The 22,336-nt window shown below is 44.4% G+C and carries 34 protein-coding genes; 31 read left to right on the top strand and 3 right to left on the bottom strand.

Features of this window, described 5'->3' with window-relative positions; genetic code table 11:
* Nucleotides 1-88: 88 nt before the first annotated feature.
* From OCV99_RS10095 to OCV99_RS10070, 6 genes are all read left to right on the top strand, one after another.
* A complete protein-coding gene (locus tag OCV99_RS10095) occupies nucleotides 89-1,258 on the top strand; it encodes an MATE family efflux transporter (RefSeq protein ID WP_262575358.1) in 1,170 nt (389 codons plus the stop codon).
* A gap of 28 nt (nucleotides 1,259-1,286) precedes the next feature.
* A complete protein-coding gene (locus tag OCV99_RS10090; RefSeq protein WP_158370265.1) occupies nucleotides 1,287-1,604 on the top strand; it encodes a winged helix-turn-helix domain-containing protein in 318 nt (105 codons plus the stop codon).
* Between the two features lie 295 nt (nucleotides 1,605-1,899).
* Nucleotides 1,900-2,517 carry a class I SAM-dependent methyltransferase gene (locus tag OCV99_RS10085; protein WP_158370263.1) on the top strand — a complete coding sequence of 206 codons (618 nt, stop codon included), beginning with the start codon at nucleotides 1,900-1,902 and terminating at the stop codon, nucleotides 2,515-2,517.
* A 66-nt stretch (nucleotides 2,518-2,583) separates the two neighbouring features.
* Nucleotides 2,584-3,141: a TetR/AcrR family transcriptional regulator gene (locus OCV99_RS10080; protein WP_158370261.1), complete on the top strand. Its 558-nt coding sequence runs from the start codon at nucleotides 2,584-2,586 to the stop codon at nucleotides 3,139-3,141.
* A 127-nt stretch (nucleotides 3,142-3,268) separates the two neighbouring features.
* Entirely contained in the window at nucleotides 3,269-4,576 is a 1,308-nt protein-coding gene (locus tag OCV99_RS10075) for an MATE family efflux transporter (protein WP_158370259.1), read from the top strand.
* Between the two features lie 140 nt (nucleotides 4,577-4,716).
* Entirely contained in the window at nucleotides 4,717-4,905 is a 189-nt protein-coding gene (locus OCV99_RS10070; RefSeq protein WP_158370257.1) for a cysteine-rich KTR domain-containing protein, read from the top strand.
* Nucleotides 4,906-5,084: 179 nt separating this feature from the next.
* Here the strand turns inward: OCV99_RS10070 and OCV99_RS10065 are convergent, their stop codons facing one another.
* Complete coding sequence (locus OCV99_RS10065) at nucleotides 5,085-5,450, bottom strand: helix-turn-helix transcriptional regulator (protein ID WP_158370255.1); 366 nt, start codon at nucleotides 5,448-5,450, stop codon at nucleotides 5,085-5,087.
* 1,040 nt (nucleotides 5,451-6,490) lie between these two features.
* Here OCV99_RS10065 and OCV99_RS10060 point away from each other — a divergent pair.
* The 3 genes from OCV99_RS10060 to OCV99_RS10050 are packed head-to-tail and all read left to right on the top strand — an operon-like array spanning nucleotide 6,491 to nucleotide 7,722.
* Nucleotides 6,491-6,700 carry an RNA polymerase sigma factor gene (locus tag OCV99_RS10060; protein WP_158370253.1) on the top strand — a complete coding sequence of 70 codons (210 nt, stop codon included), beginning with the start codon at nucleotides 6,491-6,493 and terminating at the stop codon, nucleotides 6,698-6,700.
* Nucleotides 6,687-6,935, top strand: coding sequence for a helix-turn-helix domain-containing protein (locus OCV99_RS10055; protein WP_178670107.1), 249 nt, complete (start codon nucleotides 6,687-6,689; stop codon nucleotides 6,933-6,935). The genes OCV99_RS10060 and OCV99_RS10055 overlap by 14 nt, the downstream gene beginning before the upstream one ends.
* Nucleotides 6,913-7,722, top strand: a complete 810-nt coding sequence (locus OCV99_RS10050) for a DUF3825 domain-containing protein (RefSeq protein ID WP_158370249.1) — start codon at nucleotides 6,913-6,915, stop codon at nucleotides 7,720-7,722. Before OCV99_RS10055 ends, OCV99_RS10050 begins: the two co-directional genes overlap by 23 nt.
* A 108-nt stretch (nucleotides 7,723-7,830) precedes the next feature.
* Here OCV99_RS10050 and OCV99_RS10045 read toward each other — a convergent pair whose 3' ends face one another.
* Complete coding sequence (locus OCV99_RS10045; RefSeq protein WP_158370247.1) at nucleotides 7,831-8,784, bottom strand: hypothetical protein; 954 nt, start codon at nucleotides 8,782-8,784, stop codon at nucleotides 7,831-7,833.
* Nucleotides 8,785-8,821: 37 nt separating this feature from the next.
* The gene (locus OCV99_RS10040; RefSeq protein ID WP_158370245.1) at nucleotides 8,822-9,214 is read right to left on the bottom strand and encodes a hypothetical protein; all 393 of its coding nucleotides are present in this window, start codon (nucleotides 9,212-9,214) and stop codon (nucleotides 8,822-8,824) included.
* A 286-nt stretch (nucleotides 9,215-9,500) separates the two neighbouring features.
* Here OCV99_RS10040 and OCV99_RS10035 point away from each other — a divergent pair, with 286 nt between their 5' ends.
* The 22 genes from OCV99_RS10035 to OCV99_RS09930 all read left to right on the top strand — a co-directional run bounded on the left by OCV99_RS10035 (nucleotide 9,501) and on the right by OCV99_RS09930 (nucleotide 22,276).
* Nucleotides 9,501-10,364 carry a helix-turn-helix domain-containing protein gene (locus OCV99_RS10035; protein WP_158370243.1) on the top strand — a complete coding sequence of 288 codons (864 nt, stop codon included), beginning with the start codon at nucleotides 9,501-9,503 and terminating at the stop codon, nucleotides 10,362-10,364.
* Nucleotides 10,365-10,376: 12 nt separating this feature from the next.
* Nucleotides 10,377-10,580, top strand: coding sequence for a hypothetical protein (locus OCV99_RS10030; RefSeq protein WP_158370241.1), 204 nt, complete (start codon nucleotides 10,377-10,379; stop codon nucleotides 10,578-10,580).
* Between the two features lie 422 nt (nucleotides 10,581-11,002).
* Nucleotides 11,003-11,197, top strand: a complete 195-nt coding sequence (locus tag OCV99_RS10025) for a helix-turn-helix domain-containing protein (RefSeq protein ID WP_117684733.1) — start codon at nucleotides 11,003-11,005, stop codon at nucleotides 11,195-11,197.
* A 26-nt stretch (nucleotides 11,198-11,223) separates the two neighbouring features.
* Nucleotides 11,224-11,499, top strand: a complete 276-nt coding sequence (locus OCV99_RS10020) for a hypothetical protein (protein WP_158370237.1) — start codon at nucleotides 11,224-11,226, stop codon at nucleotides 11,497-11,499.
* A gap of 368 nt (nucleotides 11,500-11,867) precedes the next feature.
* Nucleotides 11,868-12,047, top strand: a complete 180-nt coding sequence (locus OCV99_RS10015; protein WP_130647834.1) for a hypothetical protein — start codon at nucleotides 11,868-11,870, stop codon at nucleotides 12,045-12,047.
* Between the two features lie 162 nt (nucleotides 12,048-12,209).
* On the top strand, nucleotides 12,210-12,971 hold the full coding sequence (locus OCV99_RS10010; protein ID WP_242997506.1) for a rolling circle replication-associated protein: 762 nt from the start codon (nucleotides 12,210-12,212) through the stop codon (nucleotides 12,969-12,971).
* Between the two features lies 1 nt (nucleotide 12,972).
* Nucleotides 12,973-13,587 carry a ribonuclease H family protein gene (locus OCV99_RS10005; RefSeq protein ID WP_158370235.1) on the top strand — a complete coding sequence of 205 codons (615 nt, stop codon included), beginning with the start codon at nucleotides 12,973-12,975 and terminating at the stop codon, nucleotides 13,585-13,587.
* Between the two features lie 106 nt (nucleotides 13,588-13,693).
* A complete protein-coding gene (locus OCV99_RS10000; RefSeq protein WP_118064107.1) occupies nucleotides 13,694-14,179 on the top strand; it encodes a hypothetical protein in 486 nt (161 codons plus the stop codon).
* Nucleotides 14,180-14,188: 9 nt separating this feature from the next.
* Nucleotides 14,189-16,312, top strand: a complete 2,124-nt coding sequence (locus OCV99_RS09995) for a PcfJ domain-containing protein (protein ID WP_158370233.1) — start codon at nucleotides 14,189-14,191, stop codon at nucleotides 16,310-16,312.
* Between the two features lie 10 nt (nucleotides 16,313-16,322).
* Nucleotides 16,323-17,675, top strand: a complete 1,353-nt coding sequence (locus tag OCV99_RS09990) for an ICP22 family protein (RefSeq protein WP_158370232.1) — start codon at nucleotides 16,323-16,325, stop codon at nucleotides 17,673-17,675.
* Nucleotides 17,672-18,055 (top strand): hypothetical protein, encoded by a 384-nt coding sequence (locus OCV99_RS09985; protein WP_158370230.1) that lies wholly within the window; start codon nucleotides 17,672-17,674, stop codon nucleotides 18,053-18,055. Before OCV99_RS09990 ends, OCV99_RS09985 begins: the two co-directional genes overlap by 4 nt.
* Nucleotides 18,024-18,374 (top strand): hypothetical protein, encoded by a 351-nt coding sequence (locus tag OCV99_RS09980; RefSeq protein ID WP_158370228.1) that lies wholly within the window; start codon nucleotides 18,024-18,026, stop codon nucleotides 18,372-18,374. The genes OCV99_RS09985 and OCV99_RS09980 overlap by 32 nt, the downstream gene beginning before the upstream one ends.
* A complete protein-coding gene (locus OCV99_RS09975) occupies nucleotides 18,353-18,598 on the top strand; it encodes a hypothetical protein (RefSeq protein ID WP_158370226.1) in 246 nt (81 codons plus the stop codon). Before OCV99_RS09980 ends, OCV99_RS09975 begins: the two co-directional genes overlap by 22 nt.
* Nucleotides 18,599-18,610: 12 nt before the next feature.
* Nucleotides 18,611-18,868, top strand: coding sequence for a LexA family protein (locus OCV99_RS09970; RefSeq protein WP_158370224.1), 258 nt, complete (start codon nucleotides 18,611-18,613; stop codon nucleotides 18,866-18,868).
* Nucleotides 18,861-19,274: a single-stranded DNA-binding protein gene (locus OCV99_RS09965; RefSeq protein WP_117941928.1), complete on the top strand. Its 414-nt coding sequence runs from the start codon at nucleotides 18,861-18,863 to the stop codon at nucleotides 19,272-19,274. The genes OCV99_RS09970 and OCV99_RS09965 overlap by 8 nt, the downstream gene beginning before the upstream one ends.
* Before the next feature lie 9 nt (nucleotides 19,275-19,283).
* Nucleotides 19,284-19,622: an ASCH domain-containing protein gene (locus OCV99_RS09960; protein ID WP_158370222.1), complete on the top strand. Its 339-nt coding sequence runs from the start codon at nucleotides 19,284-19,286 to the stop codon at nucleotides 19,620-19,622.
* Nucleotides 19,619-19,987: a hypothetical protein gene (locus OCV99_RS09955; RefSeq protein ID WP_117684571.1), complete on the top strand. Its 369-nt coding sequence runs from the start codon at nucleotides 19,619-19,621 to the stop codon at nucleotides 19,985-19,987. The genes OCV99_RS09960 and OCV99_RS09955 overlap by 4 nt, the downstream gene beginning before the upstream one ends.
* Nucleotides 19,988-19,989: 2 nt before the next feature.
* A complete protein-coding gene (locus OCV99_RS09950; RefSeq protein WP_158370220.1) occupies nucleotides 19,990-20,589 on the top strand; it encodes a hypothetical protein in 600 nt (199 codons plus the stop codon).
* Nucleotides 20,586-21,083: a hypothetical protein gene (locus tag OCV99_RS09945; protein ID WP_173692384.1), complete on the top strand. Its 498-nt coding sequence runs from the start codon at nucleotides 20,586-20,588 to the stop codon at nucleotides 21,081-21,083. Before OCV99_RS09950 ends, OCV99_RS09945 begins: the two co-directional genes overlap by 4 nt.
* 69 nt (nucleotides 21,084-21,152) lie before the next feature.
* Nucleotides 21,153-21,548 (top strand): hypothetical protein, encoded by a 396-nt coding sequence (locus OCV99_RS09940; protein WP_262575338.1) that lies wholly within the window; start codon nucleotides 21,153-21,155, stop codon nucleotides 21,546-21,548.
* Nucleotides 21,506-21,850, top strand: a complete 345-nt coding sequence (locus OCV99_RS09935; RefSeq protein WP_117941933.1) for a hypothetical protein — start codon at nucleotides 21,506-21,508, stop codon at nucleotides 21,848-21,850. The genes OCV99_RS09940 and OCV99_RS09935 overlap by 43 nt, the downstream gene beginning before the upstream one ends.
* Before the next feature lie 12 nt (nucleotides 21,851-21,862).
* The gene (locus OCV99_RS09930) at nucleotides 21,863-22,276 is read left to right on the top strand and encodes a hypothetical protein (RefSeq protein WP_118085063.1); all 414 of its coding nucleotides are present in this window, start codon (nucleotides 21,863-21,865) and stop codon (nucleotides 22,274-22,276) included.
* Nucleotides 22,277-22,336 lie beyond the last annotated feature (60 nt).

The following is a 22,336-nucleotide window of genomic DNA, read 5'->3' as shown; positions in this document are numbered from 1 at the left end:
AGCAATACTATGATTCCCTGAAAGAAGCAGCATAGGGTACAAAATCCTTGAGGAAAATGTGTCAACTAATCTTGACAAAATCAGTCTGATGTTTGGTAACGGAGCTGCATCTTATCTTTCAAGGCTGCTAGGACGTGGAGACAAAGATACTGCGAATAAGGTCGCAAGTACAGCGCTGTATAGCAGTGTTTTAGTTGGGGCAATTATCATTATTCTTGCGACTATCTTCCTGAAACCGATTTTAACGCTATTAGGAGCAACCGATACGATCATGCCTTATGCGCTGACATACGCGAGGATTTATGTGATTTCATGTATTTTCAATGTGTTTAATGTGACTATGAATAATATAGTCACAAGCGAAGGGGCAGCGAAAACAACGATGTGTGCCTTGCTGTTGGGAGCCATATTGAACATAGCCTTAGATCCGATCTTTATTTATGTGTTTGAATTAGGAGTTGCCGGAGCTGCTGTTGCTACAGCTATTTCACAGTTTGTTTCTACACTTGTCTATTTGACCTATGTATTGCGGAAAAAGAGTGCGTTTACCTTCAGCGCGAGAGAGTTCGCTCCCACAAAACAGATGATGGCAGAGATATTGAAAATCGGTGTCCCAACGCTGACGTTCCAGCTTCTTACCAGTCTGTCTATTGCTTTTATAAATCGTGCTGCAAATGGGTATGGGGATTCTGTGATTGCCGGAATGGGAGCAGTTACCAGAGTTACATCAATGGGAACATTGGTGGTATTTGGCTTCTTAAAAGGATTCCAGCCGATTGCAGGATTTAGTTATGGGGCGAAGAAGTTTGATCGTTTGCAGGAGGCTATTAAAACATCAATCCTGTGGTCAACGATTTTCTGTGTAATTGTGGGATTGCTAATGGCCGTATTTTCCACACAAATTATTTCCCAGTTTACAGACGGCAATGCAGAGATGATTTCTGTCGGTCAAAGATCGCTCATAGCAAATGGTTTTTCATTTATGCTGTTTGGATTTTATACAGTATATTCCTCTTTGTTCCTTGCACTTGGTAAAGGGACGGCCGGATTTATTCTCGGTGCTTGCAGGCAGGGGATCTGCTTTGTACCAGTTATTCTGATTCTTCCAGTGCTTTGGGGGCTTAATGGCATTCTTTATGCACAGCCGATTGCGGATGTTCTTTCTGCGGTGATCACGGTGTTTATGGCATCGCATCTCCATAAGGAATTATCTGCGGCAAAAGCAAAGATGATTTCTAGGGAACAGAAGAATTTTTAAATGGGAATAGGAAATTAGGAGGGCGTCAATGTTACTGCGAATGAATATAGAACGGCAGCCCGTCATCCAGCGAGGAAACCTTACCATTGATCCACAGTGCTGTACGGTTCGATTGGCCGGAGAGGAAATTAGTCTGTATCCCAAAGAATTTGATGTCCTCTGCCTATTGACACAGTATCCCGGTTGGGTGCTTTCTCCTGAACAGATTTACGGTGCCGTTTGGAAGGAGTGTGTGACTGGCTGCGAGCATGTGGTCTATAACGTGATTTGCCAGCTTAGAAAGAAACTGAAGAACTCGGATATGATCCAGACCGTTATCGGGAGAGGGTATAAGTTTGTGGTATAGAAAAATCCCTCGGAGTAGTGAAAAGAACTGTTCCGGGGAATTTTATCATATATATAAACGGTCTGGAAAGCGAATCCAGAGCATTGTGGAGCAGCGGTGGCGAGTATGATTAGCCAGTTCAGATGTAAGAACGGTGATGGGTATATAGAAACGGTAGCAGGGAATAGGTATAGGTTTGTGAGATAGAGCAGTCCTTTATGTTAAATATTTTTTTAACAGTAAAAATGAATGAATATTATTCATTGACTTTTTCAAAATATAGTGCTATGATCTTACCGAAAGGAGAAGTTATATCATGGCGAATGAAAAGCAAAAATCGAAAAAAGCCTTTAATCAACAGGCGGTAACTTATGACCAGGACATGAGAGGGCAACACGCCCGGTCTTTGTACCCAATCCTATTGGAAAAACTATCAGATATTTCCTATCACTCAGCGTTGGATTTAGGATGTGGCACAGGGGAAATGATAAAAATGATTTTAGAGCAGGATGCTCAAAAATCATTGACTGGGATTGACCTATCAGAAAAAATGTTGGAAATTGCTAAAGGAAAATTAAATGACCGTGCAAAGTTACTTTTAGGAGACAGTGAGCATTTACCCTTTCAGGATGGAACATTTGATGTTGTATATTGCAACGATTCATTCCACCATTATCCTGCCCCGGAAAATGTACTGGCAGAGGTAAAGCGGGTTTTGAAAACAGGTGGGCTCTTTTTAATGGGCGATTGCTGGCAACCTTTTATTGGACGGACAATTATGAATTTTTACATGAAACGCAGTAACGAAGGTGATGTGAAAATCTATTCCGAACAGGAAATTCGTTTTATGTTTGAGAAGTATTTCATAAATGTCCAGTGGGAGCAGGCAGGAAAAACCGCTTGTATTGCCTGGGGAGAAAAATCTGACCTTTGAATGATTGATATTCACTCATTGACTTTTTTTATCTGAAATGCTATTTTATTAGGAGGAGGCGAAATCATGCGTATTACGAAAGACCCACAGGAGCGAAAGCAAGAAATTCTTGAAACAGCCATGCGGTTATTTCAAGAAAAAGGATATGAGAAAACATCTATCTCTGATATTGCAAAAGCAATCGGAGTTGCACAAGGCTTATGTTATCGGTATTTCCCATCAAAGGAAGTTCTTTTTGATGAAGTGGTGGATCAGTATGCGACAATGCAGGTGCAGGCTCTTTCTGCTACGGTTAAGAAAGATATGACGCTCAAACAGATTCTTGAAGGGCTGCCTGCCACTGTTGAAACTGACGATGATGCCTATTACCAGCTATTCCATGGAGTGGAAAACCCAAAATTTCACGATCAGCTATCATTAAAAGTTTGTGAAAAACTGGTGCCTGTTGTAACTAAGCTACTTGAGACTGCGCAGGCTAACGGAGAAATCCATATTGACGATATAGAAGCTGCCGCATATTTTTGTGTTTACGGACAGCTTGGAATTTTGTTGGGCAATAGTGCTGATGCGGAAGAACAGGGAAAGAGGCTTCGTACTTTTTTGCTTTATGCTTTGAGACTTTGAAATGTTTCCTTGCTAAAGCAGAAAAAAATAATATTTGAATAATCTTTACTTAATAGGCCACCATTCGTGTGGTCAAAAAAATTTTATTTATATGAATGAAATTCATTCATTAAAAGGAGGAGTAAATATGTCAAATAATGTTGATTTTATCGGTGGAAACACTAAACGTTGCTTATTTGCTATGTCTATGCCTATGATTGCGGCTATGTTTTTGAACATGATGTATAACCTTGTTGATAGTCTTTGGATTGGTAATTTATTGGGTGAGACAGCATATGCGGCACTTACTAATTCGACCTCTATTGTTCTGATCTTAACCTCTGTTGCTATGGGATCAACAAACGGTATTTCCATTCTGCTTTCACATGCAATCGGAGCGAGAGATAAAATGCGGGTAGAAAGTTTAGTTGCTACGTCCTTTATTGTGTCAGTTATTTTTTCTCTGCTTGTAACTGCCGGGCTGGAAATCACTCTGCCTGCGATCCTAAGAGCATTAAACACCCCAACAGAAACCTATGATATGGCATATGGATATTTAGCAATTTATGTGGTTGGTTACCTTGCAGTATATCTATATTTGTATTTTACTGCAGTTTTACGAAGCTTTGGTGATTCCATGTTTCAGGCGATTGCCATGTTGGTATCAACGGTTTTGAACGCTATTCTTGATCCAATTTTTATTCAACTTATCGGATTCCATGGAGCTGCTATTGCAACACTTCTCTCACAAGGAATTTGTCTCATTTTTATGATTGTCTATTTGAAACAAAAAAAACTATTTGCGTTCCGTATTTCCTGCTTTGAAAGATCTGATATTTTGCCTTTGATCCAGAAGGCAATTCCATCAGTGATCCAGCAGAGCATTCCAGCTGTAAGCACTACTTTTTTAACCGCTCTTGTCAGTTTATATAGTATTAATGCAATCGCCGCCTATGGCATTACCGGTAAACTGGAGACAATTCTATTTTACCCCGCCATGGCGTTGAATATGGTATTGACGACCATTGTGGGGCAGTGTGCCGGAGCAAAACGTATTGACAGGGCAAAGGATTATCTGAAATGTGCTTTAAGGTATGGGGGAGGATTGTTGGTTATCTTATCTATTCTGGTAGTTATGTTTTCTAAACAGTTATCCGGATTGTTTGTAAGAAGCTCTGATGTAGCCGCTATTGTACGAACCTATTTTCTTATTGTAGGAATTGGCTATGTATTGAATACTGTTACAAACTGCCATTTGGGTCTTATGAATGGTTTAGGAAAGCCATCCAAGAGTATGTTGTTAATGATTTTTTATTACATTATCGTCCGTATGCCTTTGGCATATTTGCTTTCTTATTTTGGATTTGGATTGGATGGAATCTGGTTTGCGGTTTTAGTGAGTCACATTATTGCCAGTATAGCTGCGGTTATTATTGGTGTAAGTAGCCTGCGCTAGTGAAAGAAAAAAATTATGCGATCAAGAAAGGGCAACGCAGAGCCGATAACCTTTGATTGCCAGATTGTTGGCTCCGCCATTTTAATGGGCTTATGATTCAATGTGCAAGATGAACTGTAGGATGGGATGGATGGGATGTTATGCAGCTTAAAGAGTGGATATTATGCCCGTCATGTGGCAATAAGACGAGGTTAAAGATACAGCAGGATACGGTACTTGAAAATTTCCCGCTGTATTGCCCGAAATGCAAACAGGAAACGCTAATCAATGTACGAAAAATGAATGTGATTGTTATCAAAGAGCCAGACGCTAAGACGCAGAGCCGATAACCTATTGAGAGATTACTCTCAGGTTATCGGCTCCGTTTGTTTTTGTCGTATCCTGTCGAACGATTTTTAAAATATTATACCGTTCATAACTCATCCATAACTCGTTCATAAGTCGGTGTTTTATAATGGCAGATAACGAGAAAAACCAGCAGCAACAAGAAATTCTTGTCCTACTGGTTTCACTCAGATTTTTCCGCATCGGACTCGCTGTGCTGGGCGAGAAACTGCTCGGCCATACAGTTTACGGTATTCAGCATGAATTTCCGTTCCTTCGGATGACATACCTGGAATTTCCCGATAAGATGCTTTACATCTAAATCTTCATCGGAAAGTTCCGGGTGGAACAGGACATCGCCTGAAATTCCTAACCGCCTCACAATAGGGCAGAGGATTTCAAAGGAAGGATTCATGGAACCATTCTCAATCTTCTGTATGGTTTTAACGGCTACATGGCATTGGTCTGCCAGTTCCTGTTGGGTAAGACCACATGCCTGCCGTGCAGTGCGGATGCAGTTACTTAAATGTGTTTCTGTGTCTTTCGGCATAATCGTTCACCTCACATATATTCTATCGTGCCGATTAGGGGTTTCATATTCCCTAATCGTACCGATAAGTATGTATGATAATACCGAAAATGAAAAACAGAAAAACCATATTGTCCATAAATATGTAAAGGTCCTGTCGGGGAGCCAATAAAAAAAACGGCTTCCCGCAGCAGGGCTTATTCGTGTTTGCTATCTGTGGTTTGCCGTAAGGAGGAAACCATGGGTGGCATTATTTTTATAAAAGGGTACAGGCTCCGGCCGGGTGAAGCATTAAAAAAATCTTAGCATTTGATGCGGAGTCTTATACCTGTGGACAGGTATTATATTGCGTATCTGATACCTACAATAATACCCATATCGCATATTACTACCATATCTGGAACTATCACGTCAGGAAGCAGCAGAAGCTCCCTGGCGCTTTTCTTTGTCGATTTCTGACGATATTCCACGATTTCTATTGGAGCAGAGGCCCTCCGTGTCTGCTATGTGCCTCTATTGAAAATATAGTCTGTGAAAAATTTCCGTTTTCATTTCCGATTTTGGAAAGCTGAATTGTTTTAGTTATTTAAAGGGGAAAAAGGGGCATTTCTACTGCCCGGAAAAATTTTTTGAAAAAATTTTGAAAAACCTTTCCGGTTTTGCATGGGCAGATCTGTCTTAGTAGTTAAAGGGGACAAAAAGACGATTTTGCCATCCAGAAAAAATTTTTTAGACATTTTGAAAAACTTTTCCGGTTTTGTATGGGCAGATTCGTCTTAGTAGTTCAAAGGAGGCGATAAGGACCACTCAAAACTGCATAAGAAAGGGGGAACGATCATGTCGGCTCCCTTAAAAGACAAGGACTGCATCATTGCTATATTTGATAGTTTTGCCAAGACTGTGATGAAGAACGAGTGCAGGAATGCAGTGGATGAAGAAAAAAGAAGAAGAGAATAAGAACAGACGGCGACAGAGAAGATGCAGTATCTGTTTGAAACACAGGTGCAGGAGACGTCTATCCGTCTGAGCATCTGGTCCTGCAGGGGAAATCCCACATCTGTGTGATTACCAGCGAATGGCTTTACAATGCCATGCTGAAATTATCGGAAACACAAAGGGAGGTGTTGATTTTGGATTTCTGGTACGGGTACACGGATATTGAGATAGCTGCACAGTTTGCTGTTACGCCAAGGACAATTTACAACTGGCGGCAGAAAGCATTTGCTGCCATACGAAACTATCATGAAAGGAACCATTATGAAAGAAAATGAACTTACATATGAGCTGATCTGCGCCGCTGTAAATGGCGACCGGGAGGCTCTCGATCAAATTCTAATTTACTACGATGATTATATCAACACATTAGCGACAGTGAAGGCCGAGGACGCGCAGGGCAATGAGTACCAGTATGTTGACGGCGATTTAAAGACACGGATTCAGATGAAACTGGTTGATGCGATACCGAAGTGGAGGGGACTTAGAAATGTTGACGACAGATTTATTTGATTTTGCTTATGTACCGGACTGGTATGGACAGTTGGACGAGTTATCAAGGGTAGCTCTCCCGGAGCCGTGGCGGTTCAAGAAACCAGCCAATGTGACGAAGAACCAGGACACACCTATTCTGGAACGCTATATACATATGATTTTTCGCAAACAATGCATTGAGTTCAATTCAGCAGAAGATGACAGAAAAGGAGCACAGTTTTTCCATGTGGAGAACGAGAGGGCCTGTTTCCATACCGGGCTATATAATAGCCGGTATAAAGGGATTTACGCTTTCTTCGACCGGAACCACAAGAAGGATTCCATGCTGGAATGGTATTTCCGGGGATTCTGTGACGAACTGTCACCGTGGCTGAGATACATACAGCCTCTGCCGCATAAACCTTCCTACTACACAGCGAAACGGGGTGCAGGATTTAATCCGGACTGGCCGATCAGGGTAAACGTAGAACACATCTTAGGGGATACAGAAAATCTGGAGAGGATTCCGGCGAAGATCCGCAAGGCGAAGAACCTGCCGCTTTTGTTTGAAACAGCGGTGGAGCTTGGCAGGCGGCGGGCCGTGGTGGAACCGGGGCTTGTAGTGCCGCAGGGATACCAAGGGAAGATACAGTATCTTCTCCCGGTTTACCTGACGAACATGAAAAAGCCGGATCTCGTGATGACGTTGGAAGTGATGGACGGTTATTACATGGGACACACCTGCCTGACTCTGGAGATGGCTTACCTAAACGCCAGGGTGGTCGCAAGGCCGCTGGTCCCGTGGCTGACAGAACTGGTGAAGTAAGGATAAGAGAATAAAGATAGAGAGACGCCCGACAAAGTTAGATGCACATAGGATGGTGCTTTGTCGGGCGCAAAGTAAGAAAACGGTTGATGGTTTATTGTGTCCGAATTAATCTATGGACATGGATGCCAACAAGGCAATTTTCTCATTCATGAGGTCTATGACATGCTGGCCGAGTTCCTCAAGCCATTGGGCATTGATCTCCCAAAAACTCTCCTTACGAAGCTGTATTTCCAGCAGCCGCTTCATCTGCCACAGGGTGTCCTGAAATGCTTCCGCCTGGTCAGAAATGCAGGTGGCTTCAATACTGCCCGGTTCCGCAGAACGGCTGCGGCCGGTGCTTTTATCATATACACGCAGCTTTCCTTCGCTGGCGGCCTTTACATACCGTTTGGTCGCATCGTCCATCAGGAGTGTGGCAAAGTACATGGCAAGTCCGGCTTCATCAATAGTTGACGGATAATAGCAGAAGGCCATTTCCAGAAAGTTCAGCAGCTTCTCTACAAGGTATCCCCATTCGTTTGGCTCCCACTTTAAAAGCTCCGGGTGATAAAACTCCTTGTTGTCGATCCTGCAGTGCTGTTCTTCTACATATAACGCGATAGCCTCTGCAATGAATTCTGACCACATCCAGTAGCCTTCCTGCTTTGCCCGTTCTGCTGCAAGACCCGGATTATTGAAGCGGTGCAGGTCGTCAGAACGACATTCATTGTGGATGGCATAATAGTGACCCAGTTCATGCCAGAGATAGTGGCAGAAATAATCATCCGCAAGAGGTATCTTTTGCGGATCAGGTATGTATTTTTGCCAGATAAGGATGGCATCCCCAAGATCCCCATGGATCATCTCCATGATGGACGTGTAATGATCCTCGTCAATATCCGTCTGGCGGGAACGTAATTTTGCAACGAGCATTTTCCGGGTAGGGAATACGGTCTTGTCACTGACGATATGGATTTCCGGGATAGGTATTGTGTCCATGCCGGGAAAAGGCGGCATAAATCTTTGGAAGATTGCCAGTGCTTCCGGTATCCATGCTTTTATCTGTTTCTGCGTAACCATGGCAGTGCTCCTTTATGTGAAGGTGATCGGTGTTTGGTCAGGATTGATTTTCATCCACTTCTTTTACACCGAAATATATGATAGTGTTTTCCGTCTTGCTGTAGTCATATACGACGCCGTGCATTTCATAGTCGAAATCCATGTCGCTCATGTATTTTAATACATGCGGCTGGTCGGGGGGATAGCAGTCGCAGGTACACCGGGAAAATTCTTCCATACCGGAAAGCTCGTCAATGACGGCACGGATAAGGCTGTCGGCAGCGTTGTAGATATTGGAACCGTATTCAATGGCAGCCAGTTCCGGGCGGACAGGATAAGAGATGCCAGCTTTTAGGTGCGGGTCGCAGCATTTTTCCTTACGGGTGCCGCTGTGTATATCATCATCGTCAAATTCAAGGACATCTGGGAAACGGTAGATTATGTATTTCATGCGGGTACTTCCTTTCAGTTTCTATTTTTACTAAGAAGTATACCACGGCGGCAGTAAAATGAATAGCCGTTTTGTGTATCATAAAACGGGGCAGGATGGCTGCCAGCGGGAGACACAGAAAATTGATTCCCGCCCGAAAAAACATAATGTGAAATATAATTCAATAAAAATACTAAAATTCAAGAACAAAGAATGATTGAAAATATTTGAATTCAAATACAAAAAATATATTGACTTATAATTCAAAATATGATATAAGTAATTCAAATAAAAGGAGGATAGTTCAATGGAAGAATTCGATATTCAGAGATTGATGGACAATATAAACAGCATTATTCAGCAGAAAAATATAAAGATTGGAGAGATGGAAAGTGATATCGGAGTATCTCCCGGATATATCTCGCGCCTGACCAAAAAAGGGAATGGAGCCGCGACATCGGCAGATTTAATATGGAAGGTAGCAAAATATCTGGGAGTCAGCGTGGACTTCCTTATGGATGGCAACGCAGCAAAAACGGCAGATAATCTCCGGTATATGCAGGGGTTTATCAATAAGCTGATGGTCCGTACTGAATCAGCGGAACTTTGCTGGGAACCGATTACCACGAAATATGTGAACCAGATTATGGCCGGAGGAGACGGTGAATTGTTCATAGTAAAGGAGTGTGGAAAGACAGAACATGTGGACAATGGGAACGATCTCCCGATTATTGAAGAGAATACGTTTAGTGAGGACAACTACACATACCGGCGCGTGAAAAAAAATAGAATCTGGTCTTCGGCAGCCCCGCTGGAGTATGTATGGCTGGATGGACCGGGATTTGTCGCAAAATTGAATGAGGAAACAGAACTTTATATTTTCTCCATGGGCATTAGTTTTGGTACCGATCATGGAAATATCGAAGATACATTTTATGACGTGTATATGAGAAAATATGTAGTGGATGATTCCCCGGATGTATTATGCGGAAACATGGGTGAGCCCATTTTTTACTGGAAACTGATACCTCTCTGTAATACATTTAATAACGCATCTTCCATCAGAGAGGATATCATTGGTCTGTATAACAGTGCAAGCAATCATGCCTATGATATAAAGCTGGATGCCGATGCAAAGAGTTTTATAGATGAATTCATGGGCTTAATTTAAGGAGGGCATCGGATGAATTACAAGAGCAACATGGCAAAGTCGCCAAATGGTGCGACCCTTGGGGAGCGGATCACGATAAGGGGCGGCTATGGGCTCCATTACAAAGCAGGGAAAAAGCAGGATGACCTTACCGTGGAACAATTAGTAGAATGCGTTTCTGGAAGAAAAGTGAAAGAAATCATATATTTCCCACAGTCAGAGAGTTCTTTGAAATAGGACCAGGATGGCAACGCAGGATAAGGAACTGCAAAGAAAGCGAAAGATATGGACTGCACGAGTTTTGTCAATTATGAGCACGGCCGGAGCAGGATGGACGCGGGACTTATTGGCCTTATGGAATCCATCTGCCCTGGCCGTTTTTGCTGTTATAAGTATGCGTAAGATGGTATCTGATGTAGCAGCGAATTAATATCGGCGGCATTTGATAGAGGAATGTAATATCAATAAAGCATCACGGGGGCAGAAAAATAGACAAAAAATACCAGAAATCAGATAAATTGTAGAATGAAATTCGACAAGAGATAGAAAAATCTCTTGCCGGATTTCTTTTTTTATTTACGGCGAGAAAAAGAAAGCGTGCAAGAGTGAAAAACAAGCTCTTGCACGCTTATTTTATTTTCGGAAAGGATGTGAACATAGTGGCAAGAAAAAAGACAAAGAGACTCCGGTATGAGGACAGAGTGATTATTGAGAGAATGAGCAAGGCTGGAAAAAAAGTGGCTGATATAGCCAATGAGATCGGCGTTCATAGAGATACGATCTATAAAGAATTTACACGATGCGGAGCCACTAAAGAAACGTATAGTGCAGAAAAAGCACAGAGAGAAATCTAATTGCGCGGGCGCAAAAAGGAGAAAAGATGAACAGAAAACAGAGACGAAAGATGCGGAGAATCGCTGGAAAAATCAGAGGATGGATTTTGACGGCCATGGCAATCATGGCGGCATACCTAGTATTGTGCGGAGTCGGGATCACGGAGATGTCAGAATGGGGACCGGACTGGTATCCGGTGCAGGTCTGCATGGTTGTGATCGGTGGGGGGTGGCTGACAATGTTCATGGCCGCAAACGGAGCTTTTGATGAGATGGATTTATATGATGATGAAGATGAGGAGGATGAGCCATGGGAGGAGTAGGGATTTTCCTGAGTGGAATGGCAGCAGGAGCTTTTCTGGGTGCACTAACAGTGGTAGTGATCGCACTGGTAATGGCAAAACGGAAATAATGAGAAAAAGAAAGAGCGCTTTCTGCATGGGCAGTCCATAGGCCGGTCCGATTCCGGCAGAGCGCAATCCGCGGAAAGGCATCCGCGAATATGCACAGCAAGCCAACAGCTGGCGCATAGGTACCGTGAAAAAATGGCGGTGGTCACTCCAAACCAGAGAGAGTGTGGATGTTCAACAGGTTTTCGTCCTTTTTAATGTGAAAAGGCAAACACGGTATACAAGAGCCGAACAAAGGAGAGCGGTCAACATGATAAGAGCACCGCCGAAAGGATAAATCAATGAGTAGACATGTAATGGGAGAAAATCCTGTGAAGATTATCAGATGGAGCGGACCTGTGACATTTCCATCCGGAGAGGTTGGATATATGATCTGCAGATCCGGAAGTCTGGAAGAATGCCGGGAATATGCCGAACAGGTAGCGAAAGAGTTCGGAGTAACCGTGGAGGCAGTAATTTGAGCAATAAAAAAGCTGACGTTTCGGAGACGCCAGCCGGTTCACAATAAACGTGAATAACCTAGAATCATAGTACCATTGTGGGCCGAAAAAGTCAAGAAAAACGGGGCATGAGCTGACCCCGTTCGGACTTGATAAAGATATTAAAGATAGGACACAGAGACTATGGTTAAGAGAAAAAGATACAGGTTCAGACAGGGAGATGTCATTGATGTAGAGGAGTTCCATGATGGCAGGTATGGAGGTCCTGGAACAGGGAGGGCAAAGAGAGCCAAACCGACAGAGGAACAGATGAGGGCGGTCAATGCTCAGAACAAAGCCAAGAGGTGCAGACAGAGAATGCTGGAGTATTTCCATGAGGGAGACATCTTTGCGACATGGACCTATGAAGTGAGAAACAGGCCACCAGATATGCAGGCGGCATTGAAAGATTTTCAGAAAGCCATGAGATACGTGAGACGTGAGTTCAAAAAGCGAGGATATGAGGTTTTCTGGATAAGAAACATAGAGAGAGGCACAAAGGGAGCCTGGCACATTCATCTGGTCATCAATGAGATTGGAGACACAGCCAGTATCATCACAAAGGCATGGACAAAGGGAGGAACCTGGTCCATTGAAATCAAGAATAGCAAATACTATGACGAGGATTTCACAAAGCTAGCCAACTACATGACCAAGGATGAGCATACCACTGAGGAGAAGAAAGACGGGAAACCGGGAAAACCGAGACTCAGCGAGGCAAGTTATAACACGAGTCGCAATATGCCATTGCCGGAGCCAAAGGTTGACAAGCTCCGAAGATGGAAAGAAGAACCAAAACCCAAAAAAGGATATTACATTGCCAAGATCCATGAGGGTATCAATCCGGTAACGGGGTACAAATACCGGAGATATACCATGATTCGGTTGAAAAGGAGGCGGGAATAAAATGCAGCAGGTAAAAATCTACATAGAGACAGACAGCTCCTCTCCGAAAGCAACAGAGAAACACTATGGATATGTGCTGGAGGTAATGGTCTCCGGCCAGGCAGTAACCCGTGAGGGTTTTGGAAAGATAACAGGGACATATCATCAGACCGTACTGACAGCACTGGCAAAAGCCCTGGACAGGTTCAACCAGTCCTGTGAGGTCTGCATCTGTACAGAGGATGATTTCGTTCTCAATATGCTGGAGCGCAACCTGGCAATATGGGCCGGGAATGAGTTTCTGACAAGTAAGAGGAAACCAGTGGCCAATCAGCAGGAGTGGATGGAGATATGGAGACTGTCAAACAGGCATCTCATACTGACAGAGCCGGGAAAGCATGAATACACCGGCTGGCTGCAGGGAGAAATAGAAAAGCGAAAGAGGGACAATGATGGAACACAAGATCACGATCATGAAATATCAGCTGATGTTTCCCAAAATGACAAAAAAAGCTGTTCGATGAAAAAGAGAGAATATACCAGATCACAGTCATCTGCATCAGACTGGACGAACTCCAGACAAAAGGCGCGGTACTACAGAAAATGGGAAAACCGACAAAGAACGGTACAAAAATGACGTTTGCACCAGTGCAGAGCGCTGGAGAGTATGAGGCAGAGATGCAGAGAATCCTGGAAGATGGAAAAAAGCTGGGCATGAAATTTGGAAAAAAGGAGGAATAGACATGTTTGAGAAGTTTGGAGAACTCAATTCTTTTGGAGAAATCAATGAGCTTGCAGAGAATCTGTTCAATGAGGGAGATACAGAGTCACTGAAAGCCATGGCAAAGGAGAACGGAATCCAGAGTGATTTCGTGGATATGTATCTGCAGGGAGAAATTCCGGTACTGTGCGATCAGCTGACAGCGGCACTGGGAAAGATTGACGTTGAGGTGGCAGAACTGAAACCGAAAGAAATCATGGAGGACTGGGTGGAGTACCTGAGAGGCCAGTGCATGGAAAATGAGTTGCTGGCATTCAATGTCAGGAAAAAAGGAAAGTCACTGAAAGGCTGCATAGCAGCGCTTTTGATGTGGTCGTTCAAGAATCAGCAGACCGTGGACAAGGATATCATCAAGGCAGCAGGCGTATCTGCAGGAAAGGTCACACTGGGGATTCCAGGCATGGCCAGAGCAAAGCAGATCATCACGGACTACTACATGGGAAAGTAGGTGGGACGGATGAAAAAGAAAGCGATTGAAAAAATACCGTATTTCGGGTTAAAGAAAACCAGCAGAAAGAAAGATGTCAAATACATTGGTGTCACGGCGGTCGAGATTGTTGGACACGAAAAGCATCTTTTCCTGGAGGTATACAGGAACAAAAAAGAATCAAAAGAAATACCGATGGTGCGGATCGTGCTCACAAAAAAGGATTTCGGCACATATTGGCCGGAAAAGGAAGAATGGACGAGGCAGAAAATAAAGCCGGACAGCTGTTATGGCCGAGTGATATGGGGAGAAGAACATCCCACATGGGAGCAGGAGAAAAAAGAAAATATACTCCAGAGCACAGAGGATCTGGAAAGGATAAAGAAGTTCTGCAAAGCCAACGTATACAACGAGGAGCACTGGTGGGAATACATATACAAACATGAGGACGATATTGTAACAACGGCAAGACGGAACAGAGAACACAAGGTGTATATGCGCCGCCAGGAGGCACTGGCAGATAGAATGGCGCACACCAAAGAACTGCCGGAGAAAGAGATCCTGGACAGAGCTGACAGATTGTATTTTCACAATCAGCATTATCTGTATTACAAAAAGCATGGTTGCTGGGCACATATAGCCTGCAGCAAGTGCGGAGGAGTTACAGATGCGAGATGGAAAAGCGGAATTTCCTACGAAAGCCAGTTCCAGAGATGGACGGAAGAACCGAGAGAGGGGCACTATGGCACCTGTCCAATGTGCGGAGCGCGTGGAGAGTACAAGTGCCAGGGAAAAGTGAAAGGCACTCATGACAAATATATCTATCTATTCCTGGGACAGAAGTACAAAGAAAACGGAATGGTCATGCGTTATGTGGAAGTTGGGAAAAAGTGGACACTAGGATTCATTTGTGGGGATAAAGGTCCGGAGATGTACAACGCAAGTGAAGAACTCTCCGGAGTGGAGATTGCGAGAGCATATTTTGAGCCAGGGAAAAAAGTCCAGATAGACTATCACAAACATGATCCGTACATGGGGAAAGATTTCTGGGATGACTGCAATTTGTATGGAATGGCAAATATCCCTATCAGTGCCGGTCTGATCATGTCAGAGACATACGAAGAAATGAAAGGGACAATATTCCAGTACAGTGCATTACAGGAATATGCAAAGAACGTCAGGGAGGTCAATCCGATTAACTACCTGGAGCGTTACAGTCAGACGCCACAGATTGAGGTTCTGGTAAAAATGGGACTGACCGATGTGGTAGAAAAACTGGTCAAATGTTACTACGGCATTGTTGCTGATGAGAATGCAAGACGGCCGGATCAGTTCCTGGGAATCCGAAAGGAAAGAGTAAAGCAGCTCATCAGAAAGAAAGGAGACACACACCTACTGGGAGTCATGCAGATGGAGAAACGCCAGGGACAGAACTGGACGGATGAACAGGTGGAGCATCTGGCAGAAACGGATTTGAGTGGAACACAGGTGGAAACGGCCACCAGATACATGACATTGCAAAAATTACTCAACCGTATAGAGAAATACGCTGGCTGTAAGTATGGGACAGAGTGCAGCAGTGCTTTAGCCAGAATCAGACACACGGCCACAACCTATGCAGACTATCTGAGCATGAGAATAAACCTGGGATACGACCTCAACAACACGGTATATCAACAGCCACAGGACTTAGAGGCGGAACATAACAAAATGGTCATGGAAACCAACAAAGAAGAAATGGACAAACACCTCAAAGAGGTGGCAGAGCGTTATCCAGAGATTCGGCGCGTTTACAGAGGACTCAGAAATAAATATCTCTACGAAGATGATAAATATATCATCAGACCAGCCAGATCAGCAGAGGAAATTGTCATGGAGGGGCGCCTGCTCCATCATTGCGTGGGAGGAAATATGTACCTGGGCAGACATAACAAAGGAGAGACATATATTTTGATGCTGAGATTCAAAGCAGAGCCGGACATTCCGTACATCACGGTTGAGATAGACGCAAAAAATCCAAGGATATTGCAGTGGTACGGGGACAAGGACAAAAAACCAGATGAAAAGAATATGCAGTCATGGCTGAACAACTGGCTGATGAAACTGAAAACAGGAACGCTGACGGAAACAATCCAGACGGCGGCCATAGCGTAAGGAGGTAAAGATGGAATATGTGCAGATGACCCTGGATGACTGGGTACAGATGAAACAGAAATTGAAACAGGAACTCCTGGGAGTGAAACAGAGTTTTGTCCGGATCGGATACGCTCTGAGACAGATTGACGATCAGAAGCTCTACGAACAGGACGGATACAAAAGCATAGCGGAATTTGCTCAGGCCGAGTATGGCCTGGGACCGTCTATCACAAGCAGGTTTATGAGCATCAACCGGGAGTATTCTATTGACGGATATTCCGAACAGCTCAGGCCGGAATATGCAGAACTGGGCAGGAGCCAGTTGGAGGAGATGCTGAAACTGCCAGACGCTGACAGACAGATGATTCAACCGGAAACGTCCAGAGAGGATATCAGAGAGCTGAAAAGGTTTAACAAAACCGAACCGGCAGCAGGCGTGGCTGATGATATCAGTCAGCTGGTCGAAAAGTTCTATCAGGAAAATGAACTCATACTCAATGCAGTATATGGCGAGGAGTTTGATGAGCAGACAATCAACAGATTCATTGAAATAGTAAATCCGGCCGGAAACCGTTCATACAAAAAAGGACTGTATTTCATGATGATGTATGAAAACCGTGTCACATTTAAGAAATTCGGAGATACGCCAAAGGATATGACCTGGTGGGAGTTCTATCAGCTGACAAGGGAGATTTTCGATGATACGGCAGCAGGGACTAAGACCTGGCAGAACCATTTTGGAGGAGCGGATGATGAAGAAAGCACAGTACAGGATACGGCCGATGAGCCAGGAAGAGAAGAAAATGCAACAAAAGCTCCTAAGCCAGAGGATGACGGTGGAGCAGTTGGAGAAACTGGCGCTGATGATGTCCAGGAGATTGAGAAAGGAGGCATGGAAGATCATGGAGCAGCTGATGAAGCAGGAACAGGACAAGAGGAAGATGACACCGATGGAGAAGAAAGCGGCCAAGCAGATTGTGAAGAACCTGCAGAGAGGACCGATGAACAGACAGGAGCGCAGAGCCAGAGAGAGGAAATTGCGCCCGCGCAAAAATCCACGGAAACACTAGAAAAAGAGGAGGTTGAGGATGATGAAATCGGAGAAAATAAAAGCTCAGACGCAGAAAATCAAACAGCAGAATCTGAACCGGAAACGGCCGAGAGAGAGCAGACAGAAGAAACAGAAGTCATAGAGGCGGTATATGGTACCAGAAAAGAGTACATGGACAGGCTGTCAGAGCAGGGAATGGCGGAATATATGGCTGATGAATACAAGAGCCACCGGTTGCTAGTGACAGATCTGGAAAATATATGGAATTTGTGCAAATGGCTCAGTGAAAAGGTTGACCGGTTCGGAAAGCCGATGGAGGACGCAAGATGATAAAGATGACAAGAGTTTACGGAGATATGTATGTGCCAAGAGAGTATTGCACGTTTACAAATCCGGTAACGAGTGGAGGAACTGAGGAAGTTGACTATGTAGATATGCCATGCGAGAACGGATGTGAAAAAGAGTGTGAGAATTGTACATTGCAGAAAATCATGAATGAGTATGCGAGGCTAACAAGGCAGGATATAGACGAGAAGAAACGACATTGTGAAGAATGTGAAAACTATAAAGAAATCAGAAAAGGGCCGAGAGGAGGGAAGAAAGGAATATGCAGGATACTCAGACCATCGGAAGTGAGAAACGGACGAGCGAGAACCTGCAAAAGATTCCGAGAACAAAATGAACAAACGACAGGCAAAGAAACAGTATAAAAAGATCCACGGTCACAATCCCCCAAAAACAGCGGTAGCAGTGTACACGCCAGAGGAAATAGAGGCAATGAAGATATACAACAACCTCACACCAGAGGATATTGAAAGAATAGCGAACAATCTGAGAAGTGCAGCCGCAGAAATGTTCAAAGCACTCCAAAGAGTTGCGGAGAGCATGGCCAGAGTGTTTGAAGATATGGGAAAGAAATACAGCAGACCAGTCATAGAGACAGAGGAGCCGCCGGTGGTAGTGGCCAGAACCCTGTCAGAAAGGAGAAAGAAGTGCAGGAGAAAAGGGTGGAGAGTATCAGAGAGGTAGATTTCTCTGGTCTGAAAGTCCCATTTGTAGCGGTATACGGTCATCCGGACGATTTCCAGGACAAATACGTGGCCAGAATCTACGAACTGGACAGAGCAACAGACACAATCATGGTCAAAGAAACACTGGAAGAAATAGAAACAGATATCAAAGAGCATACGGCCATGACATTCATTCCAAGAGGGACGGCGGACGTGCCGTCTCTGGTGGGCGTTTGGATGTAGGAGGGCAGCAGCATGAGAAGCACAAAGGAATATAGGGCAATCCGGGAAGAAATCTATAGATTCATCGGTGCATACATAACAAAGCACGTATATGCGCCAAGCAACAAAGAGATAGCAGAGGCTGTGGGAATATCCGGAACAACAGTGCACAGACACCTCATTGACATGATTGATGAGGGCATTCTGGAGACCGATGCAGAACCGGGAACACAGAGAGCAATCCGGATCAGAAACACACAGGTAGTGAAAAGGAGAAAAAAGAGTGAATAAGGTCATTTTGATGGGACGTCTCACACGAGATCCAGAGGTGCGATACTCAGCAGGAGACAATTCCACAGCAGTTGCCAGGTACACACTGGCAGTCAACAGGAGATTCAAGAGAGACAATGAACCGACAGCGGATTTTGTTCCGTGTGTGGCGTTCGGTAAGGCGGCGGAGTTTGCAGAGAAATGGTTTCGCCAGGGAATGCAGGTGGCAATTTCTGGAAGAATCCAGACAGGGAGCTACACCAACAGAGAGGGCAGAAAGATCTATACCACTGAGGTAGTCCTGGAGGAGCAGGAGTTCGCAGAAAGCAAAAGAGACGGAAATGCACCGGTTCCACAACCTGCAGATGCTGGAGATGGATTCATGAACATTCCGGACGGCATTGAGGACAATATTCCATTCAACTAGGAGGACAAGATGCTGATATTACCAATAAAACGAAAATGGTTTGACATGATTCTCTCCGGAGAGAAGAAAGAGGAGTACAGAGATATCAAGCCATATTATGACACAAGGCTCCTGGACGCATTCGGAATGATCTGGGTGGGAGATGAACTGATCCGCGCTCCGATGCCGGAACTGCAGAAAAACAGAGTGCAACTGGTGGCATTCCGGAACGGATACGGGAAAGATGTACCGACAATATGGACAGAGTGCTCACTATCGGCCGGATATGGCCGGGAAGAATGGGGAGCAGAACCAGGAAAGAAATATTATATTTTAACGATTGAGAACATAGGAGGCATGAAGCTATGAGAAACATAATCAACATGATAATCAAAATTGCAATCATCTGGGGAGCAGCATGGATGTTCCCGGAGTATGTAAAGATACAGGATACAAGGACAATGGTTCTGGTAGTGGCAACGCTCCTTATAGCGTCAATCGTTCTGACAGTGATAATGATGGGAGTCTTGATTCTGGCGGCACTGCCAGGAAACGGGGTGGGAATAGGAATAGCCATGCTGATAACGATCATCATGGCATTAGCATCCGGAATAATACAGCTGATGGCAGCAGTGCATTTTGTTCCTGGATTTGAGATACACGGAAAACTCACATACATCATTCTGGCGTTACTGATGGCCGTATTTTCGATTGAGGAGAAAAAGGAGGCATAACAATGTTTTTATCAACGAGCGTATTAAACAATTTGATGAAAAAGGCATACAAGACCGGCCTGGTGGTAGCCAGGACGCAAGATGCACAAGGAAATGATTGGCTGTATCTGGCCGGATCATACTGGGAGGTAAGTGTCAACAAGGATTTCATTCCAAAAAAAACACTGGGAGACATCATCACACTGATCGGAGAGCTGCCAAAACCGGGAGAACGGTTCAAGGCAACGAAAGAGGGAAACCAGATCGAGATTGAGATGCCGATGGCAATAAACGAGGAGGGATTCGGAACGGATACTCTGACCATCACTGACGTGATCCTGATTGGAACACAGGGAACCGCTCAGAGGCTCCTGCAGGACGAACTGACCGGCCGGATCTATCCGATCAACAACGTATTCATTTCAATCATCAACAACGCCATGATTGAGAATGAGAGAGGAGAATATTCAGTCACAGAACCATTTTTCAATCCAATCAGAGGAATCCTGTGGAAAAACAACGTCTGCAAGTTGAGAGCACATTTCCGGACAGATGACAAGAACATCAAGGTTTTGAAAAGTCTCAAAGGTGTAGATATCACGCCGGAGGTGCCAGAAGAATGATGTATCCAAAACCACAGCGAAAGAAAAAACGGAAAAAGCATAAAGCCAGTATCCTGCACTGCAAGGATGGCACTTGCTATCTCTGCATGAAGTTAAAAGGGGACTATCGGAGATATCCGGTAGTCCATGAACATCACATCTATGATGGCCCTAACCGCCAGAACTCTGAGGCGGAGGGCTTAAAGGTGTATTTATGTCTGGACCATCATATCATGGGGCCAGAGGCAGTACATAACAATCACAAGAATATGCGGATACTGCACAGAGACGGACAGAGAGCATATGAGAGAACGCACAGCAGAGCAGAGTTCATGAGTCTGATCGGCAGGAACTATCTGGACGAAGAAAAACAGGAAGAACCGAAAAAGGACACAAAAGACGGGTTTATGTTCCTGGAACCGGACTGTATTGGCTGTTTTGGTGCATCAGAGAATCAATGCGAGCGTTGCGAGGAGAAAAGACATGATAAAAAGACTGAGACACTGGCTGATTGAGGCCAGAAAGAAGAAATGCCACCATTGCTGCCTGTGGTGCGAATGGTGGCACATATGCGAGGAGGACAAATGATGGAGGATATGATTGCAATAGAGCTGGCCGTTATTATAGTGGCCATGTTCGCGATCGCAGTCGGATTCGATTGCATAAAAGACGGAATGTGCGATATAGGAGCAGTGATTCATGACATCATCACGGCTCCTGTCCGACATTACAGACAGAAAAAGCTCATGGAACAGATGGAACGGGAATGGGAGAATTACCTGGAGGAGAACAGGGCAAAAATGGTCAGGAATTTGATGAAAGAGCAGCAGAGACATTTTTCCACGAGTATCGGAGAAAAGCACACTGTAGAGGAGTGGGGAAAGGCTCTGGAAGAATTTGCGGAGTATCAATGCCAGCAAGATAAGGAGGAAAGAACATGGCAGGATCATATCATGGACAGGTTCATGAGGAGAATCTGAAAAGACTGGAGGAGTTTCATCAGGTATCAAAGAAAAACAGATACAGAAAGTGCCTGGTCACTTGCTCTGAAAAGAATCCAAAGGGCAGGACGAGAAAAGTACAGAGAAAGGCACTGTTTCATAAATGGGATGAAATCAAACAGGTTATAGATGCGTCTCCGATGATCGGAGGACACCCAGGAGGCCAGATAGCGTACACATTGGGAATTGTGGAATTTATGGACGGAACCGTGGGACAGGTATCTCCGGGATATATAAAATTTCTGGATACTGAGGACTTTGCGGGAGATTGTAACGAGTAGGGAGGAATAAAGATGCCAAACGTGCGACCACTGAACAAAAAGAAATATGGGATAAGCAAATACGCATTCGGAACGGCATACTCATATTGTCTGCAATATCCGGAATGGAGAGAGGAGCTGGGCAGCAGGACATCAACCGTCAAGAGTCCTCAGATAACCGGAATGCCAGGGGCGCACAGTGGCAGTGATGCAACAGCCAACCTGGCAGAGCGCAGAGTAGAGTTGCGTGAGAAGATGCAGAAAGTCGAGGATACAGTCAGGGAGGCGGTAGGGGACAATAAGAGTCTATATGAGTATCTGCTGGAATATGTGACAACGGAGGGAGCAACGTTTCACTGGATGAAGCAGAAAGGAATACCATGTGAGAGGACATATTTCTATGAGGTCAGAAGATATTTCTATTACCTCATGGCAAAGCGGATCTGAAAGTGCGGTACTCACAGGACAACTTTTATGTTATATTGATAAGGTCCAAAAGATGAGAAC

The organism is Dorea acetigenes, from assembly GCF_025567385.1.
In the GTDB taxonomy this organism is placed as follows: domain Bacteria; phylum Bacillota; class Clostridia; order Lachnospirales; family Lachnospiraceae; genus Claveliimonas; species Claveliimonas acetigenes.
This window is presented reverse-complemented; position numbering and strand designations above follow the sequence as displayed.